The 20,799-nt window shown below is 71.5% G+C and carries 18 protein-coding genes; 11 read left to right on the top strand and 7 right to left on the bottom strand.

Features of this window, described 5'->3' with window-relative positions; translation table 11 throughout:
• The first annotated feature begins 157 nt into the window (after positions 1 to 157).
• Both ACZ49B_RS09890 and ACZ49B_RS09885 read left to right on the top strand, forming a co-directional pair.
• Positions 158 to 859, top strand: coding sequence for an NPP1 family protein (locus ACZ49B_RS09890; protein ID WP_468303378.1), 702 nt, complete (start codon positions 158 to 160; stop codon positions 857 to 859).
• Between the two features lie 273 nt (positions 860 to 1,132).
• Complete coding sequence (locus ACZ49B_RS09885; RefSeq protein ID WP_468303376.1) at positions 1,133 to 3,193, top strand: SpoIIE family protein phosphatase; 2,061 nt, start codon at positions 1,133 to 1,135, stop codon at positions 3,191 to 3,193.
• Here ACZ49B_RS09885 and ACZ49B_RS09880 read toward each other — a convergent pair.
• The 3 genes from ACZ49B_RS09880 to ACZ49B_RS09870 form a co-directional block, all read right to left on the bottom strand.
• Positions 3,184 to 3,711, bottom strand: coding sequence for a hypothetical protein (locus ACZ49B_RS09880; protein ID WP_468302693.1), 528 nt, complete (start codon positions 3,709 to 3,711; stop codon positions 3,184 to 3,186). The genes ACZ49B_RS09885 and ACZ49B_RS09880 overlap by 10 nt on opposite strands.
• A gap of 419 nt (positions 3,712 to 4,130) precedes the next feature.
• A complete protein-coding gene (locus ACZ49B_RS09875) occupies positions 4,131 to 4,862 on the bottom strand; it encodes a DUF7873 family protein (RefSeq protein ID WP_468302690.1) in 732 nt (243 codons plus the stop codon).
• Between the two features lie 150 nt (positions 4,863 to 5,012).
• A complete protein-coding gene (locus tag ACZ49B_RS09870; protein WP_468302687.1) occupies positions 5,013 to 6,458 on the bottom strand; it encodes a glyceraldehyde-3-phosphate dehydrogenase in 1,446 nt (481 codons plus the stop codon).
• Positions 6,459 to 6,792: 334 nt separating this feature from the next.
• On the opposite strand from ACZ49B_RS09870, the gene ACZ49B_RS09865 reads away from it, so the two are divergent.
• Positions 6,793 to 7,179 (top strand): hypothetical protein, encoded by a 387-nt coding sequence (locus ACZ49B_RS09865; RefSeq protein ID WP_468302684.1) that lies wholly within the window; start codon positions 6,793 to 6,795, stop codon positions 7,177 to 7,179.
• Between the two features lie 87 nt (positions 7,180 to 7,266).
• On the opposite strand, the gene ACZ49B_RS09860 is transcribed toward ACZ49B_RS09865, so the two are convergent.
• Positions 7,267 to 8,088 carry a helix-turn-helix transcriptional regulator gene (locus tag ACZ49B_RS09860; protein ID WP_468303374.1) on the bottom strand — a complete coding sequence of 274 codons (822 nt, stop codon included), beginning with the start codon at positions 8,086 to 8,088 and terminating at the stop codon, positions 7,267 to 7,269.
• Positions 8,089 to 8,228: 140 nt separating this feature from the next.
• Here ACZ49B_RS09860 and ACZ49B_RS09855 point away from each other — a divergent pair, with 140 nt between their 5' ends.
• Complete coding sequence (locus ACZ49B_RS09855) at positions 8,229 to 9,686, top strand: MFS transporter (protein ID WP_468302681.1); 1,458 nt, start codon at positions 8,229 to 8,231, stop codon at positions 9,684 to 9,686.
• 105 nt (positions 9,687 to 9,791) lie between these two features.
• Here ACZ49B_RS09855 and ACZ49B_RS09850 read toward each other — a convergent pair whose 3' ends face one another.
• The gene (locus ACZ49B_RS09850) at positions 9,792 to 10,118 is read right to left on the bottom strand and encodes a hypothetical protein (RefSeq protein WP_468302678.1); all 327 of its coding nucleotides are present in this window, start codon (positions 10,116 to 10,118) and stop codon (positions 9,792 to 9,794) included.
• A gap of 575 nt (positions 10,119 to 10,693) precedes the next feature.
• Between ACZ49B_RS09850 and ACZ49B_RS09845 the strand changes: the two genes are divergently transcribed.
• The 7 genes from ACZ49B_RS09845 (at position 10,694) to ACZ49B_RS09815 (ending at position 19,191) form a co-directional block, all read left to right on the top strand.
• Positions 10,694 to 11,968, top strand: coding sequence for a phenylacetate--CoA ligase family protein (locus ACZ49B_RS09845; RefSeq protein ID WP_468302675.1), 1,275 nt, complete (start codon positions 10,694 to 10,696; stop codon positions 11,966 to 11,968).
• Positions 11,965 to 13,257 carry an MFS transporter gene (locus tag ACZ49B_RS09840; RefSeq protein ID WP_468302673.1) on the top strand — a complete coding sequence of 431 codons (1,293 nt, stop codon included), beginning with the start codon at positions 11,965 to 11,967 and terminating at the stop codon, positions 13,255 to 13,257. The genes ACZ49B_RS09845 and ACZ49B_RS09840 overlap by 4 nt, the downstream gene beginning before the upstream one ends.
• The gene (locus ACZ49B_RS09835; RefSeq protein ID WP_468302670.1) at positions 13,254 to 14,390 is read left to right on the top strand and encodes a GNAT family N-acetyltransferase; all 1,137 of its coding nucleotides are present in this window, start codon (positions 13,254 to 13,256) and stop codon (positions 14,388 to 14,390) included. Before ACZ49B_RS09840 ends, ACZ49B_RS09835 begins: the two co-directional genes overlap by 4 nt.
• The gene (locus tag ACZ49B_RS09830) at positions 14,387 to 15,568 is read left to right on the top strand and encodes a LuxE/PaaK family acyltransferase (RefSeq protein WP_468302667.1); all 1,182 of its coding nucleotides are present in this window, start codon (positions 14,387 to 14,389) and stop codon (positions 15,566 to 15,568) included. The genes ACZ49B_RS09835 and ACZ49B_RS09830 overlap by 4 nt, the downstream gene beginning before the upstream one ends.
• Positions 15,565 to 18,081 (top strand): aldehyde dehydrogenase family protein, encoded by a 2,517-nt coding sequence (locus ACZ49B_RS09825; protein ID WP_468302664.1) that lies wholly within the window; start codon positions 15,565 to 15,567, stop codon positions 18,079 to 18,081. Before ACZ49B_RS09830 ends, ACZ49B_RS09825 begins: the two co-directional genes overlap by 4 nt.
• 202 nt (positions 18,082 to 18,283) lie before the next feature.
• Positions 18,284 to 18,658 carry a hypothetical protein gene (locus tag ACZ49B_RS09820; RefSeq protein WP_468302661.1) on the top strand — a complete coding sequence of 125 codons (375 nt, stop codon included), beginning with the start codon at positions 18,284 to 18,286 and terminating at the stop codon, positions 18,656 to 18,658.
• Positions 18,659 to 18,810: 152 nt separating this feature from the next.
• Positions 18,811 to 19,191: an ArsR/SmtB family transcription factor gene (locus ACZ49B_RS09815; protein WP_468303372.1), complete on the top strand. Its 381-nt coding sequence runs from the start codon at positions 18,811 to 18,813 to the stop codon at positions 19,189 to 19,191.
• 24 nt (positions 19,192 to 19,215) lie between these two features.
• On the opposite strand, the gene ACZ49B_RS09810 is transcribed toward ACZ49B_RS09815, so the two are convergent.
• The gene (locus ACZ49B_RS09810) at positions 19,216 to 20,202 is read right to left on the bottom strand and encodes an NAD-dependent epimerase/dehydratase family protein (RefSeq protein WP_468302659.1); all 987 of its coding nucleotides are present in this window, start codon (positions 20,200 to 20,202) and stop codon (positions 19,216 to 19,218) included.
• Positions 20,203 to 20,370: 168 nt separating this feature from the next.
• Entirely contained in the window at positions 20,371 to 20,706 is a 336-nt protein-coding gene (locus ACZ49B_RS09805; protein ID WP_468302656.1) for a hypothetical protein, read from the bottom strand.
• Between the last annotated feature and the right edge of the window lie 93 nt (positions 20,707 to 20,799).

Below are 20,799 nucleotides of genomic sequence, written 5' to 3'. Positions count from 1 at the left end.
GATGGTGCCCGGAACCAGCCGTACAGGCCGAGGAGATGATGTGCGCAGCTTGCTGTCGGCGTCGAGGAACGAGCATGCAGAAACCTTCCGCCGTGCCCGGTGGGCCAGAGCCCGCCGGGCTGCGGCCACCGCAGGCCTCGGCGCCGCGGCCCTCGTGATGACCCTTCCGGCCGTCGCCGTCGCCGACGTGATGCCGCCTCTGCCGCAGAACGCGAACGGCCTCGAGCAGACCTTCTCGCCCGCCTTCGACTACGACGGGGACGGCTGTTACGCCACCGCCGCCATCAGCGGCAGCGGCGCGCTCAACCCCGGTCTCAAGCCCGGCGGAGCGGTGAACGGCCACTGCCGGGACTACGCGCAACTGCAGAACTCCAACACGTACTCCCGCGAGAAGTGCAACAACGGCTGGTGCGCCGTCATGTACGCCGGCTACTTCGAGAAGGACCAGGCCACCCTCGGCCCCGCGGCCATCGGGCACCGCCACGACTTCGAGCACGTCGTGGTCTGGATCAAGGACAACGAGGTCCAGTACGTGTCGACTTCGCAGCACAGCGGCTGGAAGTGGTACCCCCGCTCACAGGTCCGCTTCGACGGGACGCACGCCAAGGTCGTCTACCACAAGGACGGCGCCTCGACCCACTTCTACCGTCTCGCCAACGGCAACGACGAGCCCGCGGAGAACCACACCGGCAACTGGTTCTACCCGCGCCTCGTCGGCTGGAACGGCTACCCGGCCGGGCTCCGCGACAAGCTGATGACCGCCGACTTCGGCTCCGCCACGATCAAGATCTCCGACGGCCGCTTCAACGACGCCCTGAACGCCGCCAAGCCCCCCATCCCGTTCGACCCCCACGCGTAACGCCCGGCGGGGGCGGGAGAGCCCGGCGGCGAGACCCTCGGGCGCAGCGCCGTCCCGAGCGGGCGCGGCCGCGGGCTCGCCCGGGGCGGGCGGGTGCCGACGTGCGAGACGCCGGGGAGGGAACATGGTCGGGTGCGAAACCTTCCAGGGCGTGACCAGGGTGCCGAGGGCGGCGAGGCGGCAGAGCGGGCCTCGGGGCCCGAGGGGGCCGACCAGCGGGTGCTGGGGGAGGCGCTGCTCGATGCCTGCCGTGATGCGGGGGCGTCCATCGTCATGCTCTACCTGCCCGACCCCGCCCGGCGCGTCCTGCACCTGGCGATGGCCGCCGGGGTGTCCCGCGAGTTCGCGCTGCCCTGGTCCCGCGTCGGGCTGGACGATCCCATCCCCGTGGCCGACGCCGTCCGTGACGGCCGGCTCGTCTGGCTCGGCGGCCAGGAGGAGACGGCCCGCCGCTACCCGCGCCTCGGCCTGGTCCTCCCGTACGACTTCGTCCTCGTCGCCGCCCCGCTCCCTGCCCGGGCCTCCGACCCGGAGGGGGCGTCGGAGGCCGGTCTCGTACTCCTGTGGCCCGGCTCCCACGGGCCCCGCCTGACCGAGGCGGAACGCCGGTCCGTGGAGTCGTACTGCCACCGTCTCGCGCACATCCTCGGACAGGCCGCCGACGACGGCCGCCCGATCCGGCCCCCGGCGCACCCGGTCATACTGCGGCCGCTTCCCCCACCCACACCCGGGCCGGTCGAGGCGGCCGCCGCCCTGGCCTTCGTCCGCAGGCTGCCCGGCGGCAACTGCGCACTCGACCTGAACGGCACGATCACCTTCATCACCCCCGAGGCCGCCGAGCTGCTCGGCGCCCCCGTCTCCCAGCTGCGCGGAGCCCTGCCCTGGGAGGCCCTTCCCTGGATGGACAACCCCACCATCGAGGACCACTACCGGGCCACCGTGATCAGCCGGATGCCCCGCAGCTTCACCGCCGCGCCCCCGATCGGCCGGTACCTGCGGTTCGACCTCTACCCGGACGACACCGGGATCAGCGTCCGCATCAGGCCGGTCGCCGACCAGCCCGCCCCGCCGCCCGCCGCCCCGACGGCGGCCTCCGCGGAGCCGTCGCCCAGCCGGGCCACCGCCCTCTACCAGCTCATGCACCTGGCCGCCACCCTCACCGAGGCCGCCCACGCCCAGGACGTGGTCGACCAGGCCGCCGACCAGCTCGTCCCCGCGCTCGGAGCCCAGGCCATGGCCCTCCTGGTGGCGGAGGAACAGCGCCTGCGCATGGTCGGGCACCGCGGCTACCCGGCCGAGCTCATGGCCCGCTACGACGGCATGCCCCTCAGCCTCGACACCGCCACCACCCACGGCCTGCGTACGGGCAACGCGCTGTTCTTCGGCAACGAGAGCGAGCTCCTGGCCGCCTTCCCGGCCATCGTGGTCGCGGACGGCATGGCCGCCTGGGCCTTCCTGCCGCTGATCGCGTCCAAGCGCCCCATCGGCACCCTCGTCCTCGCCTACGCCCGGCCCCGCACCTTCGCCCCCGGCGAACGGGCCGTCCTGACCTCCATCGCCGGACTCATCGCCCAGGCCCTGGACCGCGCCCGCATCTACGACTCCACCCACCAGCTCGCCCACAGCCTGCAGACCGGCCTGCTGCCCCACGCCCTGCCCCGCATCCCGCACCTCGAAGTGGCCGCCCGCTACCTGCCCGCCGCGCACGGCCTCGACATCGGCGGTGACTTCTACGACCTCATCCGCATCGACGACACCACGGTCGCGGCCGCCATCGGCGACGTCCAGGGCCACAACGTGAACGCCGCCGCCCTCATGGGCCAGGTCCGCGCGGCCGTCCACGCCACCGCCGGCGCACCGCCCGCAGAGGTCCTGGCCCGCACCAACCGGCTCCTGACCGACCTCGAACCGGGGCTGTTCACGAGCTGCCTGTACGCCCACATCGACCTGGCGGCCCGGACCGCCCACCTGGCCACCGCCGGCCACCCGCCACCCCTGCTGCGCCACGCCGACGGCCCGACGCAGATGCTCCACCTGCCGCCCGGCCTGCTCCTCGGCATCGACCCCGACGCCTCGTACACGGCCGTCGAGATCCCCTTCACCCCGGCCACCCTCCTCACCCTCTACACCGACGGCCTGGTCGAGGTCCCCGGCGAAGACCTCGAGGAAGCCATCGCCGCGGTCGCCGCGCGCATCACCGCAACCCCCGAAGACCAGCCCCTGGACGATCTGGCCGACGACCTCATCGACCACGCCCGGAGCGGCGCCCCCCGCACCGACGACACCGCCCTCCTCCTCTTGCGCTCCCAGACGCCCTCGCGGGCTCAGCCGTAGACCATCGGGCAGCCGTAGGTCAGACAGTGGCGGGCCGCGTGGAGGTGGAGGGCGGTGTGGAACGTCCTGTCCGCGCCCGGGACTTCGCGCGCGGAGGCTTCGAAGAACCACGAGGTCAGGGCGAGGGGGCCGGAGGGGGCGAGGACCTCGGGCGGGAGCGGGAGGGACGTCGCCAGGAGCTCCGCCATCAGCAGCACCTGGGGAGCGCCGACGATGGCGACGGGGTCCTCGGGTTCCTCCCGCGTCGCCACCGTGATCTGCGAGTCGAGGGAGACCGGAACCAGCACGGACCAGGCGAGCAGGTCGTCCACCCCGTGTTCCCGGCACAGCTCGACGAAGCCGTCCATCGGGGGGACCAGCTTCTCCTCGAAGCGGGGCGCCGGGCCCGGCCCGGGTTCGTACGGCGGCAGTCCGCGCCGGCCCAGTTCCCGGTTCAGCCCGGACGCGATCTCCGCCCGGCCGCCCTCGTACGCACCGCTCCAGTCCTCCGCGGTGACGCTCACCATGTAGATGCCCATGGCCACAACGTAACGCGGGGCGCGGAACGTGACGGAGCCCGGGAGCATATCCAGCTCCCGGGCTCCAGCTTGCCACCCAATTGCGCACACCGGCGGCGTTTAAGAGTCGCGGATCATTCTGAGATCGACGTGTTCTGCCTTTGAACTACCGCGCCACGAGAGAGGCGCAGAGGGGACTTGAACCCCCATCCGTCGATGATCGTCCGCGCTCGGTCGATCCGGCGTTCGGCGGCGAATGCTGAGACTGGAGCGAGAATCTGAGTTTCACGGGGCCGCCTCTACCAGCTTGGGCCACCCCGGCACGTGTGCCGGGGGAGGGTTTCGAACCCCCAACTGACACCCCTCGGTCAGCTTCAACATCAGTTTCAGCTTTGCGCTTTGCGCGCACCCCCCCGCTCGCACAGGGGGCGATCTCGAGGCTACCGGAACAGGTAGCCGAACACCGCATCCCCGACGCGCTGGTCGGTGACCTCGGTGCCGTTGGCCTCCTCGCGGGCGAACTTGACGGCCTGCTGGAGCTTTTCGACCCGGTCGAGGAGCTCGTTGACCCGGCGGGCCGGCAGTGCACCGGAGAACTTCACCGTCGTCCAATAACCGACCGGGACGTCCTCGTAGTACACCTCGACCTGGGCCGGGTGCTTCTCCGTCGCCTCGGCCTTCACGTGGTTGCGCGGCACCTTCTTGGTGCGGATCGTGCGGACCGGGTCGGTCTTCCACGCGTCCGTCGAGGGGTCGAGGTTCCACGCCTCCGACGCGTCCAGGACGGGGAGCTTGCGTACGAACGTGTGCAGGTCGGTGAGCTGCTTCTCGAGGAACAGCAGGTACGGGACGGGTACTTGGGGCAGCAGGACCGTTCCGTCGACGACGACGTCCGCGGCCGCCGAGCGGTTCGCCCAGTCCTTCGTCGCCGTCACGTCGAACAGCCGCGTCAGCGTTCCCGCCGTCGCGCGCAGCACGTCCTCCGCCTTGACCTGCACCCGCGTGGACTCGGGCGGCAGTTGCTCGCCCTCCTCGTCCTTGGGCTGGTACGTCCGCGAGATGCCGGCGAGCAACGCCGGCTTCTGGACGTCCTGATGGGCTTGGGTCAGCTCCTGGAGAGACTTGGACTTGACGCCCTTCTCCACTGCGATGATCTGATTCAACTTCGGCACACGAGGAAGCTAACAGCACAACAGTCCACCGCACACCCGGGTTTTCGCGCGCCCGGCTCCCCCTGAACGCGCGCGGCCCGTTCCGCCGCCCGTGGTGGGCGGTGAAACGGGCCGTGGGTACGTCGGGACTGCGACGTGCGTCCTACGAGATCAGACCGCCGGGGCCGGGTACGTGGGGTACTCGACGCCCGAGACGTGCTGGACGACGCGGATGACCTGGCACGAGTAGCCGAACTCGTTGTCGTACCAGAGGTACAGGATCGCGTTGTCGCCGTCGACCTTGGTGGCGCCGGCGTCGATGATCGACGCGTGGCGCGAGCCGACGAAGTCCATCGAGACCGCGTCGGGGGCGGTGGTGAAGTCGATCTGACGCTTGAGCGGCGAGTGCAGGGAGACGTCGCGGAGGTGGTCGAGGACCTCTTCGCGGGTGGTCTCGCGGCCCAGGCGCAGGCTCAGGATGGCGATCGAGACGTCCGGGACGGGGACGCGGATCGAGCTGCCCGTGATCGGGGCCTTGAGGTCGGGCAGCGCCTTGGCGACGGCGGACGCGGCACCCGTCTCGGTGATGACCATGTTGAGCGGCGCGGAACGGCCGCGGCGGTCGGCCTTGTGGTAATTGTCCAGCAGGTTCTGGTCGTTCGTGAACGAGTGGACGGTCTCCACGTGGCCGCGCAGCACGCCGTACTCGTCGTCCATGGCCTTGAGCGGCGGGACGATCGCGTTGGTGGTGCAGGAGGCGCAGGACAGGATCTGCTCGTCCGGCTTGATCGTGTCGTGGTTGACACCGTGGACGATGTTCGGGACGTCGCCCTTGCCGGGGGCGGTCAGGACGACCTTGTCGATGCCCGGGCGCAGGTGCTTGGACAGACCCTCGCGGTCACGCCACTTGCCCGTGTTGTCGATGAGGATGGCGTCCTTGATGCCGTACGCGGTGTAGTCGACCTCGGACGGGTCGTTCGCGTAGATCACCTTGATCGCGTTGCCGTTGGCGACGATCGTGTTCGTCGCCTCGTCCACGGTGATGGTGCCCTGGAACTGGCCGTGGATCGAGTCGCGGCGCAGCAGGGAGGCGCGCTTGACGATGTCCTGGTCGCCGCCCTGGCGGACGACGATGGCGCGCAGGCGCAGGCCGTTGCCGGAGCCGGCCTTCTCGATGAGCAGGCGGGCGACGAGGCGGCCGATGCGGCCGAAGCCGTACAGGACGACGTCGCGGCCGTCGCCGCGCTCGATCTTGTTCGCACCGGTGGCACCGGCGACGGCCTCGGCGGTGAACTGCTCCACCGACAGACCGCGGTCGTCGCTCTTGTAGTCCGCGGCGAGCATGCCCATGTCGATCTGGGACGGGCCGAGATCGAGCGTGGTGAGCACCTGCAGGAACGGCAGCGTCTCGGTGACCGAGAGCTCCTCGCCGTCGATCTGCCGGGCGAATCGGTGGGTCTTCAGGATGCTGACCACCGACTTGTTCACCAAGGAGCGGCTGTGCAGCAGGATCGTCACGTCCTGCTCACGGTGCAGCTTCCCGATGATCGGGATCATCGACTCCGCGATCTCCTCGCGGTTTTTCCAGTTGGTGAACGAGTCGTCATTGACAGTCACAGGTTTATCTTTCGAGCTAGGCGGCGCTCACATGCTAACCCCACGCCACTTTGATCACTCAAGGGGTACCGTTCGAGTGGTGCTCTGTGGGGTTATGTCTCATATGCCCCTCGGGTGATCCTCTGAGCCGGCCCACGCGCCGGCGAAGGGCGCGGGGGAGGGGCGAGGGGTGGCGGTGAGGGGGCGGCCCGCCGTCGCGGAGGCCGAGGGCCGTCCGGGGGGCGCAGGGGTGAAGACGTACCCATCATGACAGGTCAGACGGTGTTTTCGTAGGACCAAGGGCACAGTCGATTGCCCTTGTTTGGGCACCTGTGCGGCTTTGAGAATCACCGTCATGAATCACTCGGCGAACATCAATCACCACGCAGTCCTCCGAGCCCGGGTGGCCCTTCTGGGATCGGCGAAGCCGTCGGTCCGTGAGCGGGTCGCGGCCTACCGCGTCCTGGCCCAGGTGAGCCCCCTGGCCTATCTGCCCCTGCTGTCCGCCGCACTGTGGAAGTACAGCCGTTACGAGTTCGCGCACCGGCCGGACATCGCGCTGGCCCTGCGCGCCGAGTCCGTCGCCGCCGCGCGGCGCATGTACGCCATGGAACCCGGACGGGCCGACCTCCTCGTCACCGCACTCATCCACTACCGGGAGCAGCTGATCCTCATGGACCGGCAGGAAGAGATCCGCGGGGTGGAGGAAGAGATCGCCCGCATGGAGTCCGCCGGGCGCTAGCCGCCCGTCGCGGGCACCCGGGCCGGCGGTGTGGCCGGTCCGGGTACCCGCGCTCGGAGCCGCCGCCCGAGCGGCGGCCCGGCCGGCTCAGCCGGCGATCGGGTACATGGACCCCCGGCGGCCCTCCGCCGAGGTCAGCCACTCCAGCTTCTGCGCCGTGTCGGTGGCCGGCAGCGGGGTGTGCAGCACGATCGACAGATCGGGCCGGGCCGGTACGCGCAACTGGGTCGACTCGACGAACAGCGTCCCCACGACCGGGTGCTCGATCTCCTTCTGTATCTGACCGCCGGGCCGGACGTCCCGCTGGTCCCACAGCTCGGCGAACTCCGGGCTGACCTCCCGCGCCTCCTCGACGACCGCCTGGAACCCCTCGTCCCCGGGCCGCTCCGAGCACGCCGCGCGGTACTGGGCGACCACGATGCAGGCGATCTCCTCCCAGTGCCTCGAACGGGCCTTGTAGATGGGGTCGGTGAAGAACGCGATCAGGCAGTTCTGCACGATCTCCGGGCGCATGCCGAGCACCAGCGCGGCCGCGTCGTTGTAGAGCACCGTGTTCCAGTACGCGTCCATGATGTGCGCGGGGAACGGCATCCACGCGTCGATCAGCCGCTTCAGCCCCTGGCACATGTCCCGGTCGGCCGGTGCCACCTCGAGGGCCGGAGGATTGAGCCCCGCCAGTACGTACAGGTGCCGGCGCTCGGCGCTGGTCAGCTTCAGGACCCGGCCGACCGAGTCGAGGACCTGCGGCGACACCGTGATGTCCCGACCCTGCTCCAGCCACTGGTACCAGGACACCCCGACCCCGGCGAGCACGGCGACCTCCTCCCGGCGCAGGCCCGGCGTGCGGCGGCGGGCCCCGCCGTCCGGCAGGCCCGCCTGCGTGGGGGTGATCCTCGCCCGTCTGCTCATCAGGAACTCGCGCAGTTCGGAACGGCGGTGCTTGTCGATCGGTGTAGCCACTAACTCCCCCTGTCAGCTGCCTGGTGGTGTCACCAACAGGATAAGTTCCCACTCTCCACGGGCGTTCCCGGGCCGCGAGGGTGGTGGCCATGGCGATCGATACTCATACGACGACGGCAACAACGACAGCGACGACCACGACCACCGCCACCGGCTCCGGGGCAGCTGCCCCCGCCCCCGGGAACGACCGGCTCACGGGCCGGGCCAAGCTGGTCCTCTTCGTGCTCTGCGCCGCCCAGTTCATGGTGGCACTCGACTTCTCCGTACTGAACGTGGCCCTGCCGGCCCTCGGCAAGGACCTGGGCCTGAGCCGGTCGGCCCTCCAATGGGCGGTCACCGCCTTCGCGCTGCCCTCCGGAGGCTTCCTCCTCCTCTTCGGCCGGATCGCCGACCTGTACGGCCGCAAGAAGCTGTTCCTGATCGGCCTCACGCTCTTCGGCACGGCCTCGCTGCTGGCCACCCTGGCCTGGGACCCGGCGTCGTTCCTGGCCGGGCGCGCCCTGCAGGGCCTCGGCGCGGCGGTCATCGTGCCGACCGGCATGTCCCTGCTGACCACCACGTTCCCCGAGGGCCCGCTGCGCGACAAGGCGATCGGCATCTCCGGCACCCTGCTGTCCCTCGGATTCACCATCGGCATGGTCCTCGGCGGCGTCATGACCGACACCCTCGGCTGGCGCTCCACGATGGCGCTGCTCGCGGTCACCGCGGTGATCGTGCTCGTCCTCGCCCCCGGTCTGCTGCCCGAGTCGCGGACCCCCGACCGGCCGCGCCTGGACGTACCGGGTGCCGTCACCGTCACCGGCGGTCTGCTCGCGCTGATCTACTCCCTGTCCACGGCGGCCCAGCGCGGCTTCGGCGGCATGGACGTCCGGGGCACGCTGCTCGCCGGTCTGGCCCTGCTCGTCGCCTTCGCCGTGGTGGAGTCGAAGACCGCGGCCCCGCTGGTCTCGCTGCCGATGCTGAAGCGGCGCACGATCGCCTGGGGGAACGTCGGCGGCCTGGTGACCTTCGCGATGATGTCGACGGTCGTCTTCGTCCTGACCCTGTACCTCCAGGAGACGCTCGAGCTGTCGTCCTTCCAGACCGGTCTGGTCTTCGGCGTCCAGGGCGTCGCATCGGCCCTCGCCGGCTCCTACGCACCGAAGGTCATCGGCCGCTTCGGCGCCCGGCGCACGCTGGTCGGCTCGCTGCTGGGCCAGGGGCTCCTGACCGCGGCCCTGCTCGCGGTGGGCGCCGATTCGGGCGCGCTGGTGGCGACCGTCGCCGTCTCGGTGGCCAGCATGTTCCACCTCGGCGCGATCATCTCGTACGGGCTGACCGTGACGAGCGGCGTGCCCGACGAGGAACAGGGCCTGGCGACCGGCCTGGTCACCACGACGCAGCAGGTCGGCCTCACCATCGGGATCCCGCTGCTCGGTGTCCTGGCCACCACGCAGGCCTCGCTCTTCGACGGGGTGCGCACGGTCCTGGCGATCGACGCGGCGATCGTGCTCGCGGCGGCGGTCCTGGTGGGCCTCGGCCTGGGCGGCCGTACGAAGAAGGCGTGACAGGGATCGAGGGCGCCCGGCTGCAGCCGGGACCGGGGACCGGAAGCGGAGAGCGACCTCCGCCCACCGGTCCCCGTCCGGTTTCCGCCGCGGACCCGTTCGCCCTCAGGCGCGCGTCCACCGGGGTGGGTTTCCCGGGGAGACGGGCTCCGGTGTGGGCTCCGGGCCGCGCAGGTGCAGGTCGCGGACCGTGGCCGCGGTCTCGCGTTCGAAGTGCTCCCAGGAGATCAGCCGTCGCCAGGCCGGATCCGGCCGCCCCGGCACGGTGGCCCCCCGCGCCGCCCACTCCCGGGCGAGTTGCTCGAACAGCGGGGCGGCCGCGGCCGCGTGGGCCGGTTGCCGGGGAGCGGGGACGTACAGGGGGCGGCCGCCGTCATCCGGAGCCGCCCGGTGTCGCGCCGTGGTGGCGAGCGTGGAGCGCGTCGTCGTCATGCTTGCGCAAACGATTCGCTGGGCGGCGGGGACACGGATGGCCGCCGGCCGGGGCCGGAGTCCGCGTCCGGCTTGGCGGCCCGGGACCCGGACAACCGGCCGACGCGCCGCGACTTCCTCCGGTATATGCGTCAATTCCCGTGTCATGTCCGGGAGTTCGGGCCGATTGGCCAGTCATTCGTTATGGCGGGACGGCGACTTCGGCAATGCCGATGCTTTTCCTCGAAAGGAACCCCGGGTTTCCGGACAATGTGACGGCCGGGCCCGGGAGGTGTCTCCCGCAGGTCGGCGGCGCCGCGGTGGGATCCCCGTTTCCCGGCGTCGGCGCGGTTTCGGCCCCGCAGGCCAGAAGTCTGCCGTTCTTGGCCGAGGCGGGCCTCGATCGATTTGGCGGTGCGTTCCTCTTGTCTCATCATGTGAACGGACATCAGGTTGCGGCGCGCTCGTCAACTCTGCGCAACGTACGCATTGTTGACTGATCAACGGGTGAGATCGGTGTGAGTTCCACCACGCCGCCCCGACGCGCCACCTGTCTCCCGCCTATTTCAACTTTCATCTTTCGAGGTAAAGGCAGCATGCCCGTCCAGCAGTTTTCAGACCTCGTGCGTTTCGCCCGTGACTCTTCTCCTTTCTACGCCGACCTCTACGCGGACCTGCCACCGCACGTGAGCCGGATCACCGACGTTCCCGTCGTGGACCAGGACAGGTTCTGGGCCGCCAACACCCTGCACGACAACCGCGTCCTGACCGCCCCCCTGGGGGAAGCCGTCGTGTTCAAGACGGGCGGCACCACGGGCACACCGCGTTTCTCCTGCTACACCCGCGAGGAATGGCAGGAGTTCGTCACCACCTTCGGCGCCGGGATGGTCGACGCGGGCCTGCGGCCCGGGCACAGGGTCGCCGACCTCTTCTACGCCGGTGAGCTCTACGCCAGCTTCCTGTTCATCCTGGACTCCCTCGCGCACGCCCCCGTCGCCAACGTCCGGCTGCCCATAGGCGGCGGTGCCCCGCTGGAATCGACGGTCACCACGCTCGAGGACTTCGCCGCCCACGTCGTCGCCGGCACGCCGACCACGCTCTGCCGCCTCGCCGAGCACCTGACCTCCGCCGGCCGCCAACTGCCCGGCGTCGAGTTCCTGTTCTTCGGCGGCGAGGCCCTCTTCGCCGACCAGCGCCGCCTCCTCGCGGCGGCCTTCCCCAACGCCACACCCCGTTCGCTCGGCTACGCCAGCGTCGACGGCGGCCTCCTCGGCCGCCCGGTACCCGGCACGGACGACGACCCGCGCACGCACCGCCCGTTCGCCCCGCACACCGTCGTCGAGATCCTCGACGAGACGACCGGCGAACCGATCCGCGAGCCGGGCCGGCCCGGGCGGGTCGTCGTCACGCAGCTCTTCCGCCGCCTCATGCCCGTCATCCGCTACCCCGCGGGCGACCGCGCGGAGTGGACCGACACCGAAGGCGGCGCCTTCCGCATCCTCGGCCGCGCCGAGGAAGGCGTACGCGTCGGCCCCGTCTCGCTGTACTGGCAGGACGCCACGGACGCCGTCGCCGAGGCCGACACCGACGGCAGGGTCACGGGCATGCAGCTCGTCGTCCGCCGCTGGGACGGCCGCGACGGCCTCGTCCTGCGCCTGGCCACCGCCCCGGGACAGGATCCCGCCGGCCTGGAGGTCTTCGCCAAGGAGGTCGTCACCGGGCTGAACACCGCCCGGCCGCTCTACCCCGACAGCGTCGCCGCGGGATTCGTCCACCCGCTCCGCGTCGAGTGGGCCCGCCACCGCGACCTGGTGGTCAACTCCCGCTCCGGCAAGCTCGTCCGCGTCATCGACGAGAGGCCGACCGCATGACCGCCCCCGCACCCGAGGCCGCCGGCCGACGGCTCCCCCTCGTCCTGCGCAACCGTGCCTTCGGGACCGTATGGCTGGGCCAGGTGCTCACCCAGGCCGGCATCCGCATGTTCCAGGTGGGCATCTCCTGGTGGCTGATCGGCTACGCCACCTCCGGCGACGGCGGATTCGCCGCCGGGCTGTTCATGACCGTCAGCACGCTGCCCGCCGTGGTCCTCGCCCCGCTCGTCGCCCGCGCCATCGGCCGCTTCGCCCACCGCTCACTGCTGCGCACCGCGGCCGGCGGCGCCGGAGCGGCCGCTGCCGCGCTGGCCGTCTGGGCCTGCGCGAGCGACCTGCCGGTCGCCGCGGCCTACGCGGCGGCCCTGGCCCTGGCGACCTGCCAGGCCTTCTTCGACCCGTGCCTGACCACCTCCGTGCCCGAGCTCGTGGACGACGAGGACATCGAGGCCGCGACCGGCTTCGAGCTGTCCACCCAGTCGCTGGCGAGCCTCGGCGGAGCCCTGCTCGGCGCCGTCGTCGTGGACGCGGCCGGGGTGGCCGGCCTCGCCGTGGGCTGCGCCGCCGCCTACGCCACGGCCGCCCTGCTCATCGCGACCGTACGGTTTCGTACCACCGGTGCCGACACCGCCGCGCATCCTGAGGAGGCGGAGCCCCGGCGGACACTGCGCCAGCTGCTGGGCACCATGCCGTACGTCCGCGGCATCCTGCTCTGCTTCACCGCGGCCAACCTCTTCACCACGGCCGTCTTCGTCGTCATGCCCCTGTACACCGCCTCCGTGCTGCACGGCGACGGCGGCACCGTCGCCCTCCTGGAGGCCTCGCTCGGCGTGGGCACGCTCATCGGCTCCTTCACCGGTGCACGGGTCCCCGGCCGGCCCGCCGTGGTCGGCACCGTGTGCCTCGCCGCGATGGCCGCCGCCCTCGCCGTGCCCGGCCTGGTCGCCGCGCGGCCCGTCATCGCAGGCGCCCTGCTGGTGACCGGCTGGTGCGTCGGGGTGATCGGGGTCCGCTTCGTGGCCCTGTTCCAGCGGCTGGTCCCGGCAGCCGACAAGCCCGCGTTCTTCGCCGTCATGCAGGCAGTCCTCGGCGCGACCTTCCCGGTCGCCTCGCTGCTCTTCGGGTTCCTCGGCGACCACCTCTCCGCCCAGACGCTGTGCCTGATCCAGGCCGCCGGACTCGTGCCCGCCGCCCTTGCCCTGGCCCTGCTGCCCGGCCACTCCCGCCCGGCGGGCGCACCCGACCCGGCCCCCGCGCCGGAGCCGACCCCCGCAGGAGGCGCGCGATGACCGCCGTGATCGAGCAGGCCACCCCGGCCGACATCGCCGATCTCCGCCAGCTCTACTACGCCGTCTACGGCCCGCACTACCCCACGGCCCTCGGCACCGACCCCGCCGAGATGTCCCGGCTCATCAGGGACCCGCACACCCTCTGGCTCGTCGCCCGCTGCCCCCGTACCGGCGCCCTCGCCGGATCCGCCGCGGTCCACAGCGAACCCGGCAGCCGCGTGGGCCGCCTCGAAGGGCTCGCCGTCCACCCCGATCAGCGCGGAACCGGGCTCGCCGGGCAGCTGACCGAGGCCGTGTGCGCCGGCACGCTCGATGCCGGGACGCTCGACTCGGTGTACGCCACCGTCCGTACGGTCAGCGCCGGACCCCAGCGCGTCGTGGCCCGCAACGGCTTCCGCCCCCTGGGCATCCTGCCCAACGCCGTGGAACTCAGCAGCCGCGAGAGCCTCGCACTCTACGCGCGTCACTCGCCCGGGGTGCTGGACCGCCGGGTACCCGTCGCCGAGGTGCCCGCCTCCTTGGTGCCGCTCCTGCGCACCGCCGGGGCGAGCCTCGGCATCAGCTACGCGGACGCCCGCCCCACGCCGCCGCTCCCCGCACCCGCCGGGCCGGCCGCACGGCCGCTGGAGATGATCGAGGCGCCGGCCTTCGTCCGCCGCCGCTTTCACCAGCACATCCCCGACACCGGCCGCTGGTTCTACCCCCTGCACACCCCCAACATCCTCCTCACCCCCGACGACGGCGGCTTCGAGGTGTACGCCTACCTCAACCGCACCGGCGGCTACTGCGCCCTGGTCACCGCCCACCCGGACCCGGCGGCCGCCGCCGGCTGGCTGGAGCCGGTCACCCGGACCCTCACCCGCGCCGGCGCCGGCTACGTGGAGGCGCTCGTCCCCCTGGAACACCACGCCGCGCTCTCGGCCTTCGCCGCCCAGGGCTTCATCGCCGGGGCGCTGTACCCGGCCATGCGCCGGGACGGGGACGGCTTCCACGACTACGTGGTGATGTCCCGGACCACCGAGCACATCGATTTCCGCGGCGTGGTCGTCGACCCGCCGCTCCAGCCCTTCCTCGATTCCTATGTGTCGGCGTGGGCGTCGACCCATCTGCCCGTACGTGAGGTTGCTTCATGACCCCTTCCACGACCCCTTCCACGACCCCCTCGAAACCCCATCTCGCCCCCGTCGACGTCCCCGACGCCGCGGCCCTCGGCCGGGTGCAGCAGCTCTGCGACCTGACCGAGCCCTACACGTCCGGCCGCGCCGAGGAAGAGATGTTCGCCGCCGCCATGGCGCAGATCAACACCTGGCACCGCGAGCGGTCCCCGTTCTTCCGCAGCCTGTACGACGGGGAGCGCCCGGACACCCCGTACGAGGCACCCTTGGTGCACGCGAACTTCTTCAAGCGCCACGAGGTCCTGTCCATACCCGAGGAGGAGGTCCACCTCCACCTGACCTCCTCCGGGACCACCGGACAGAAGTCGCAGATGTTCTTCGACGAGTGGACCATCCGCTCCGCCCAGCGCATGGTCGCCCGCATCTTCGACCACAACGGCTGGATCACCCCCGACCAGCCGGTCAACTACCTGCTGTACAGCTACGAGCCCGCCCGCGACCTCAACCTGGGCACCTCGTTCACCGACAACTACCTGTGCGACTTCGCCCCGGCCCGGCAGGTCGAGTACGCACTGCGCAACACCGGCAACGGCCACGAGTTCGACCCCTTCGGCTGCGTCGCCGCCCTGCGCCGCTTCGCCGAGGACGACGTGCCCGTCCGCATCCTCGGCTTCCCCGCCTTCCTCTGGTTCACGCTGGAGCGGATGCGCGCCATGGGCCTGGAGCCGCTGAAGCTCCCGGAAGGCTCCCTGATCATCCTCGGCGGCGGCTGGAAGGGCCACACCGACCGGCAGATCGGCAAGCACGAGCTGTACGCCCGCGTCACCGAGCAGCTGGGCGTCCCGTCCGAGCGGATCCGCGACACCTTCGGGTCGGTCGAGCACTGCATCCCGTACATCGAGTGCGCGCACCACAACCTCCACGCACCCGTCTGGTCCCGCGTCTTCATCCGCTCCACCCGCACCCTCGAGCCCCTCCCGTACGGCGAGCGCGGCTACCTGCACCTGGTGTCCCCGTACATCACCTCCGTACCGGCACAGAGCGTCGTCATGGGCGACCTCGCCTCGCTCCACCCGGGCGAGGAGTGCGGCTGCGAGCTGACCACCCCGTGGTTCACGATCCACGGCCGGGCCGGCGTCAGCCGCAACCGCAGCTGTGCCGTGGCCGCCGCCGAACTGATGAAGGGAATGTCATGACCGACACCATCAACCACCACTACTGGCAGGGCACCTTCATCGGGGACGACGAGGCCGCCCGCCGCCTGGCCACCCTGCCCACCGCCGTCGAGGCCGCACTCGGCGCACCGCTGGACACCGAGACCGTCCTCGCCGCCTGCGACGCCCTCTCCCGCGCCCTGCGCGACCCCGGCCACCGCGTACGGGAGCGGCTGGCCCCGCACCTGCCCGGGGACGGCGACACGGACCGCGAAGAACTCCTGGCCGAACTCGCCGACTTCCTCGGCCGCAGCTCCCTCACCCGCAAGCTCCGGCGCGAGCTGGGCAGCGCCGCCCCGCAGCGGCTGAACCGCCCCGACGCCAAGGAGACGGTGTACGAGGCCTGGGCGCCCGTCGGCCTGGTCGCCCACATAGCCCCCGGCAACGCCGCCACCGTGGCCCCGCTCAGCCTGATCGAGGGGCTGCTCGCCGGGAACGTCAACGTCCTCAAGACCAGCAGCTCCGACACCTTCCTCGCCCAGCACCTCCTCGCCGAACTCGCCGCGCAGGACCCCACCGGCGCCCTCGCCGAACGCATCATCGTGCTGCGCTTCCCCTCCTCCCGCCAGGAATGGCTGCGCCTGATGTGCGCCCCCGCCGACGCCGTCGCGGTCTGGGGCGGCGAGTCGGCCGTCGAAGGCGTCGCCGCCCACGTCCCGGCCGGCTGCCGCCTGGTGGAGTGGGGGCACAAGATCTCCTTCGCCTACCTCACGCAGGACGCCTGGGCGGACGAGGCGGCGCTGACGGCCCTGGCCCAGGACGTCTGCGTCTTCGAGCAGCAGGCCTGCTCCAGCCCCCAGGTCGTCTACCTCGACACCGATACCGGGAACACCGAGGTGCTGCACGCGTTCGCCGAGCGCCTCGCCGCAGCCCTCGACGCCCAGCCGGCGCCCGCCGCGGCGGACCTCGACCCGGCCGAGTACGCCGAGCTGACCACCACCGAGCACCTCGCCCGCCTCGAGGAACACCTGGGCCTCACCCGCGTCCTCGCCGCCCCCGACGGCACGTGGCGCGTCATGGCCGACACCCGACCGGCCCTCACCGCCTCACCGCTGCACCGCAGCGTCTGGGTGAAGCCGCTGCCCCGCAAGAGCCTCATCGCGACGCTGCGCCCCATGCGCCGCTACCTCCAGACGGCGGGCATCGCGGGCAGCCGCACCGACATCGCCGAACTCTCGGCCCTGGTCCTGGCCGCCGGAGCCACCCGGGTCACCCCCGTCGGCGCCATGACCGCGGGCTACGCCGGTGAACCGCACGACGGGGTCTACGCCCTCCAGCGCTACAGCCGGCGCGTCGCCGTCCAGGCCGACGAGCGCTTCGCCGCCACCGCCTGCCTCGACGACCTGGCCCGCCCGGCCGTCTTCCCGCCGGCCACCGGGCCGCTGCTGGACAAGGCCGCCGTCCAGGACCTCAACCGCGGGGTCGACCGGAGCGACGCCGAGCTGTACTTCCGCAGCGGGGGCAGCACGGGTACGCCCGCCCTGTCGCTGTTCACGTACGAGGACTACGACACGCAGATGCACGCCGCCGCCCGCGGGCTGCTCGCCGCCGGCTACGACCCGGCCCGCGACCGTACGGCGAACCTCTTCTACTGCGGCGGCATGTACGGCGGGTTCATCAGCTTCTTCTCCATCCTCGAGCGCCTGGGCGGCGTCCAGATGCCGATGGCAGCGGGATCCGACCACCGCGCCACCGCGGAGATGATCGCCGCGTACGAGGTGGACACGCTCTTCGGCATGCCCTCGTACCTCTGGCAGCTCCTGCACGAGGAGGCCGACCTGCTGCGCTTGTACGGAGGCCTGCGCAAGATCTACTACGGCGGCGAGCACTTCACGGACGAACAGCGCAGGACGCTGACCGAGAAGTACGGCATCGAGGTCATCCACTCCGTCACCTACGGCAGCACCGACCTCGGCCCGCTCGGCTACCAGTGCACGCAGAGCAGCGGCAGCGTCCACCACCTCCACGCCGACCTGCACACGCTGGAGATCGTCGACGTCGACGAGGACCGTCCCGTGGCGCCGGGGGAGACCGGCCGGCTCGTGTTCACCACCCGCTCCCGGCGGGGCCAGCAGCTCGACCGGTACGTCATCGGCGACCTCGGGCGCGCCCTGCCCGGACGCTGCCCCTGCGGAAGCCACGCCCCGCGCTTCGAACTGCTCGGCCGGCTGGGCGAGGTGATGCGGGTGGCGACGTACTTCCTCAACTACCGCCGTTTCGTGGCCATCGCGGGGGAGTACCTGGGGTACGGCGGTGAGCTCCAGGCGGTGCTGACCGCCGGGGCCGTCCGCGAGGGCCTCACCCTGCGGATGGAGAGCGCTCACGCCCCGGACCCGGACCGGGCGCGCGAGGCCTTCCTGGCCGGGTACCCCGAGGTGCGGTCGGCCGTGGCGGAGAAGCTGCTCGACTTCACGGTGGAGGTGGTGGACGGCGCCGCCCTGGCCCGTACGGCGACGAGCGGGAAGCTCCTCGCAGTGGTGGACCGCAGGCGGTAGCCCGGGGCCGGGCCGGGCGGTGCGTGCGGTGCGTGCGGTGCGTGCGGTGCGGATCTTAGACGCGGGAGGGGGTGCTTTTGGTCAAATCTCCCGTTCTCCTCACGCTGCCGCGCACGCTCAGTAGCGTCGGCCTCACAAGAGGTCCGGCGCGCGGCGGAAGCGGGCGCGGGGCGTGGACGGAGAGAAGAGGGAGCGGGCGCCGATGGCGAATGTGGAAGTCTCGTTGAAGGAGACGATGACCTCGATCGAGGGCACCCTGGGAGTCGCGCTGGTGGATTACACCAGCGGAATGGCACTGGGAACTCTCGGCGGCGGCAAGGAGCTCGACCTGGCGGTCGCCGCCGCGGGCAACACGGACGTGATCCGGGCCAAGGTCCGCACCATGGAAATGCTGGGCATGCACGATGACATCGAGGACCTCCTGATCACCCTGGGGAGTCAGTACCACCTGATCCGGCTGCTCAAGGGGCGGGAGAGCCACGGTCTGTTCCTGTACGTGGTGCTGGACAAGGCCAACTCCAATCTGGCGATGGCCCGGCACCAGCTCAAGCGCATCGAGTCCGCTCTGGAGCTGTAACCGCTCCCTTCTCGGGCCCACGCATGCCCACGAATTGAAGAACTCTTCAATCCGGCACATCCGAAATCGGTCAAGCAGAGGCGTGCGTGGGCCCAACGGGCGGAATGATGGGCGGTGGTGGCGGTCGAGCAACGGCGGGAGCGTTCGTGAGCATGCAGGTACCCCTGTACCAGGCGAAAGCCGAGTTCTTCCGCATGCTCGGACACCCCGTCCGGATCCGCGTCCTGGAGCTCCTGCAGAGCGGTCCGAGGCCCGTACGCGAACTCCTCGCCGAGATCGACATCGAGCCGTCCAACCTGTCCCAGCAACTGGCCGTCCTGCGCCGCTCCGGAATCGTCGTGTCCACGCGCGAGGGTGCGACCGTCAACTACGCCCTCGCCGGCGGTGACGTCGCCGAACTCCTGCGCGCCGCCCGCCGTATCCTCACCGAACTCCTGGCAGGCCAGAGCGAACTCCTCGCCGAACTGCGGCAGGTGGAGCCCGGGGCCGGTACGGCGGGCCGGGCTCCGGCCGCTGAGCGGCCCGGCGGCTGACCGCCGCCGGCCGCCGCGAGCGCGTCAGCCGAGAGCGTCGAGCAGCTCGCGCTCGCGGGCGGCGCCGAGGCCGGCGCGCCGTTCCCGGTCCAGACCCTGCTCACGTTCCCAGGCCAGCGTGTCGGCCAGCAGCTCCGCCCGGGGCCGGTGCCGCAGTCCCGCGGCGTGCGCCGCGGACCCGTCCCGGGCCGACGCGCCTTCCCAGCCCGCTTCGACCAGCCACATCGGCAGCGACTCGGCCCCCATGTACTCGGCCACACCGTTCGCCAGCAGCCACGCCGATTCGGCGGTGACCACCGGACCGGTGTGCCCGCCCGTCGTACGGGACAGCTCGATCCACTCCCGGAACGGAACGACCGGACCGACGGCGTTGTACGTCCCGGTGCTCCCCTTCTCCGCGGCGTCGAGCAGCCAGGCCGCGAGGTCCCGTACGTCGATCGTCTGCGTCGGTGCGGCCGGTTCGTCGGGAATCAGCATCGGCCCGTGCGGATCGCGCGCGGCGCGGGTCACCCAGTATCCGGAGCGTCCGGTGTGGTCCCCCGGACCGCCGATCAGACCGGCGCGCGCGATGAGGAGGCGCTCGCCGAGGGCGGCCGCCGACGCCTGCTCGCAGGCCGCCTTGGCCTGGCCGTACAGCCCGCGGTCGACCTCGCTCCGGTCGGTCGGAGGCAGGAGCGGCGCGGATTCGTCCGCCCCTGGCGTGGCGTGCGAGGCGTAGGCGCTGACCGAGGAGACGTAGGTCCAGTGCAGGGCCCGGGAGCCCAGTGCATCGAGCGCCCCACGGACGAAGCCCGGCTGCCACGACACCTCGAGGACCGCGTCCCACACGCGGTCGAGCAGGGGCTCGTACGCCGCAGGGTCGCGCCGGTCCGCGGCCACCAGCCGTGCACCGTCGGCGACTTCGCCGCTTTCGCCGCGCGCAAGGCACGTCACGCGATGGCCGCGCCCGATCGCCTGCCGCGACAGCTCCCGGCCCACCCATGCAGTACCACCCAGAACCAAGATCTCCATGCCGACACCCAAGCATCGGGAACCCCGGACATCCAGACGGATTCGCTGACGGCAGACCGGACGCCGGTGTCGGAGCCGCATTTGTAACGGCGCGAGCCGCTAGCCCGTACGGGTGAGGTCCCTGGGGGTTTTGTGCCGATCAGGCCGGGCTGATCGGCAAGACACCCCCTAGCCGCTGGTGACCGGGATGTTGATGCCGAGGTTCCGGATCAGCACCCACTCGACCTCGTCCCCGATGGGGAACTCGCCCTCGACCTCGGTGTCGGTGACGACCGGGAGGACCGTGCCCGTGGGGTCCTGCTCCACCAGATTGAGGTGGAGCACCTCGGGCGTCGGCACGATCGGCGGAGGGGCGAGCTCCAGCGCGAGGTGGAAGCCGGAAGAGGGGCAGGCGGCCACACCCTTCACCCTGACGGCGCGCCTGCCGCCGCTCGTCCGGTATTCCGTCGCCTTGAAGTGCTCGGTCTTGTACTCGCACGAAGGCCCGCCGGCCGGTTCAGCCATGTTCGCTCCTCTTGGACGGGGCGCTGCCCCGAGACCGGTGTTCGGCGCCGGCCCGTATCGGCAACACCCACACGGCATCACCCTCGGCGCTCC

Source organism: Streptomyces sp. NPDC031132, assembly GCF_055570595.1.
The sequence above is the reverse complement of the archived record's forward strand: the minus strand, read 5'-3'. Positions and strand labels throughout refer to the sequence as shown.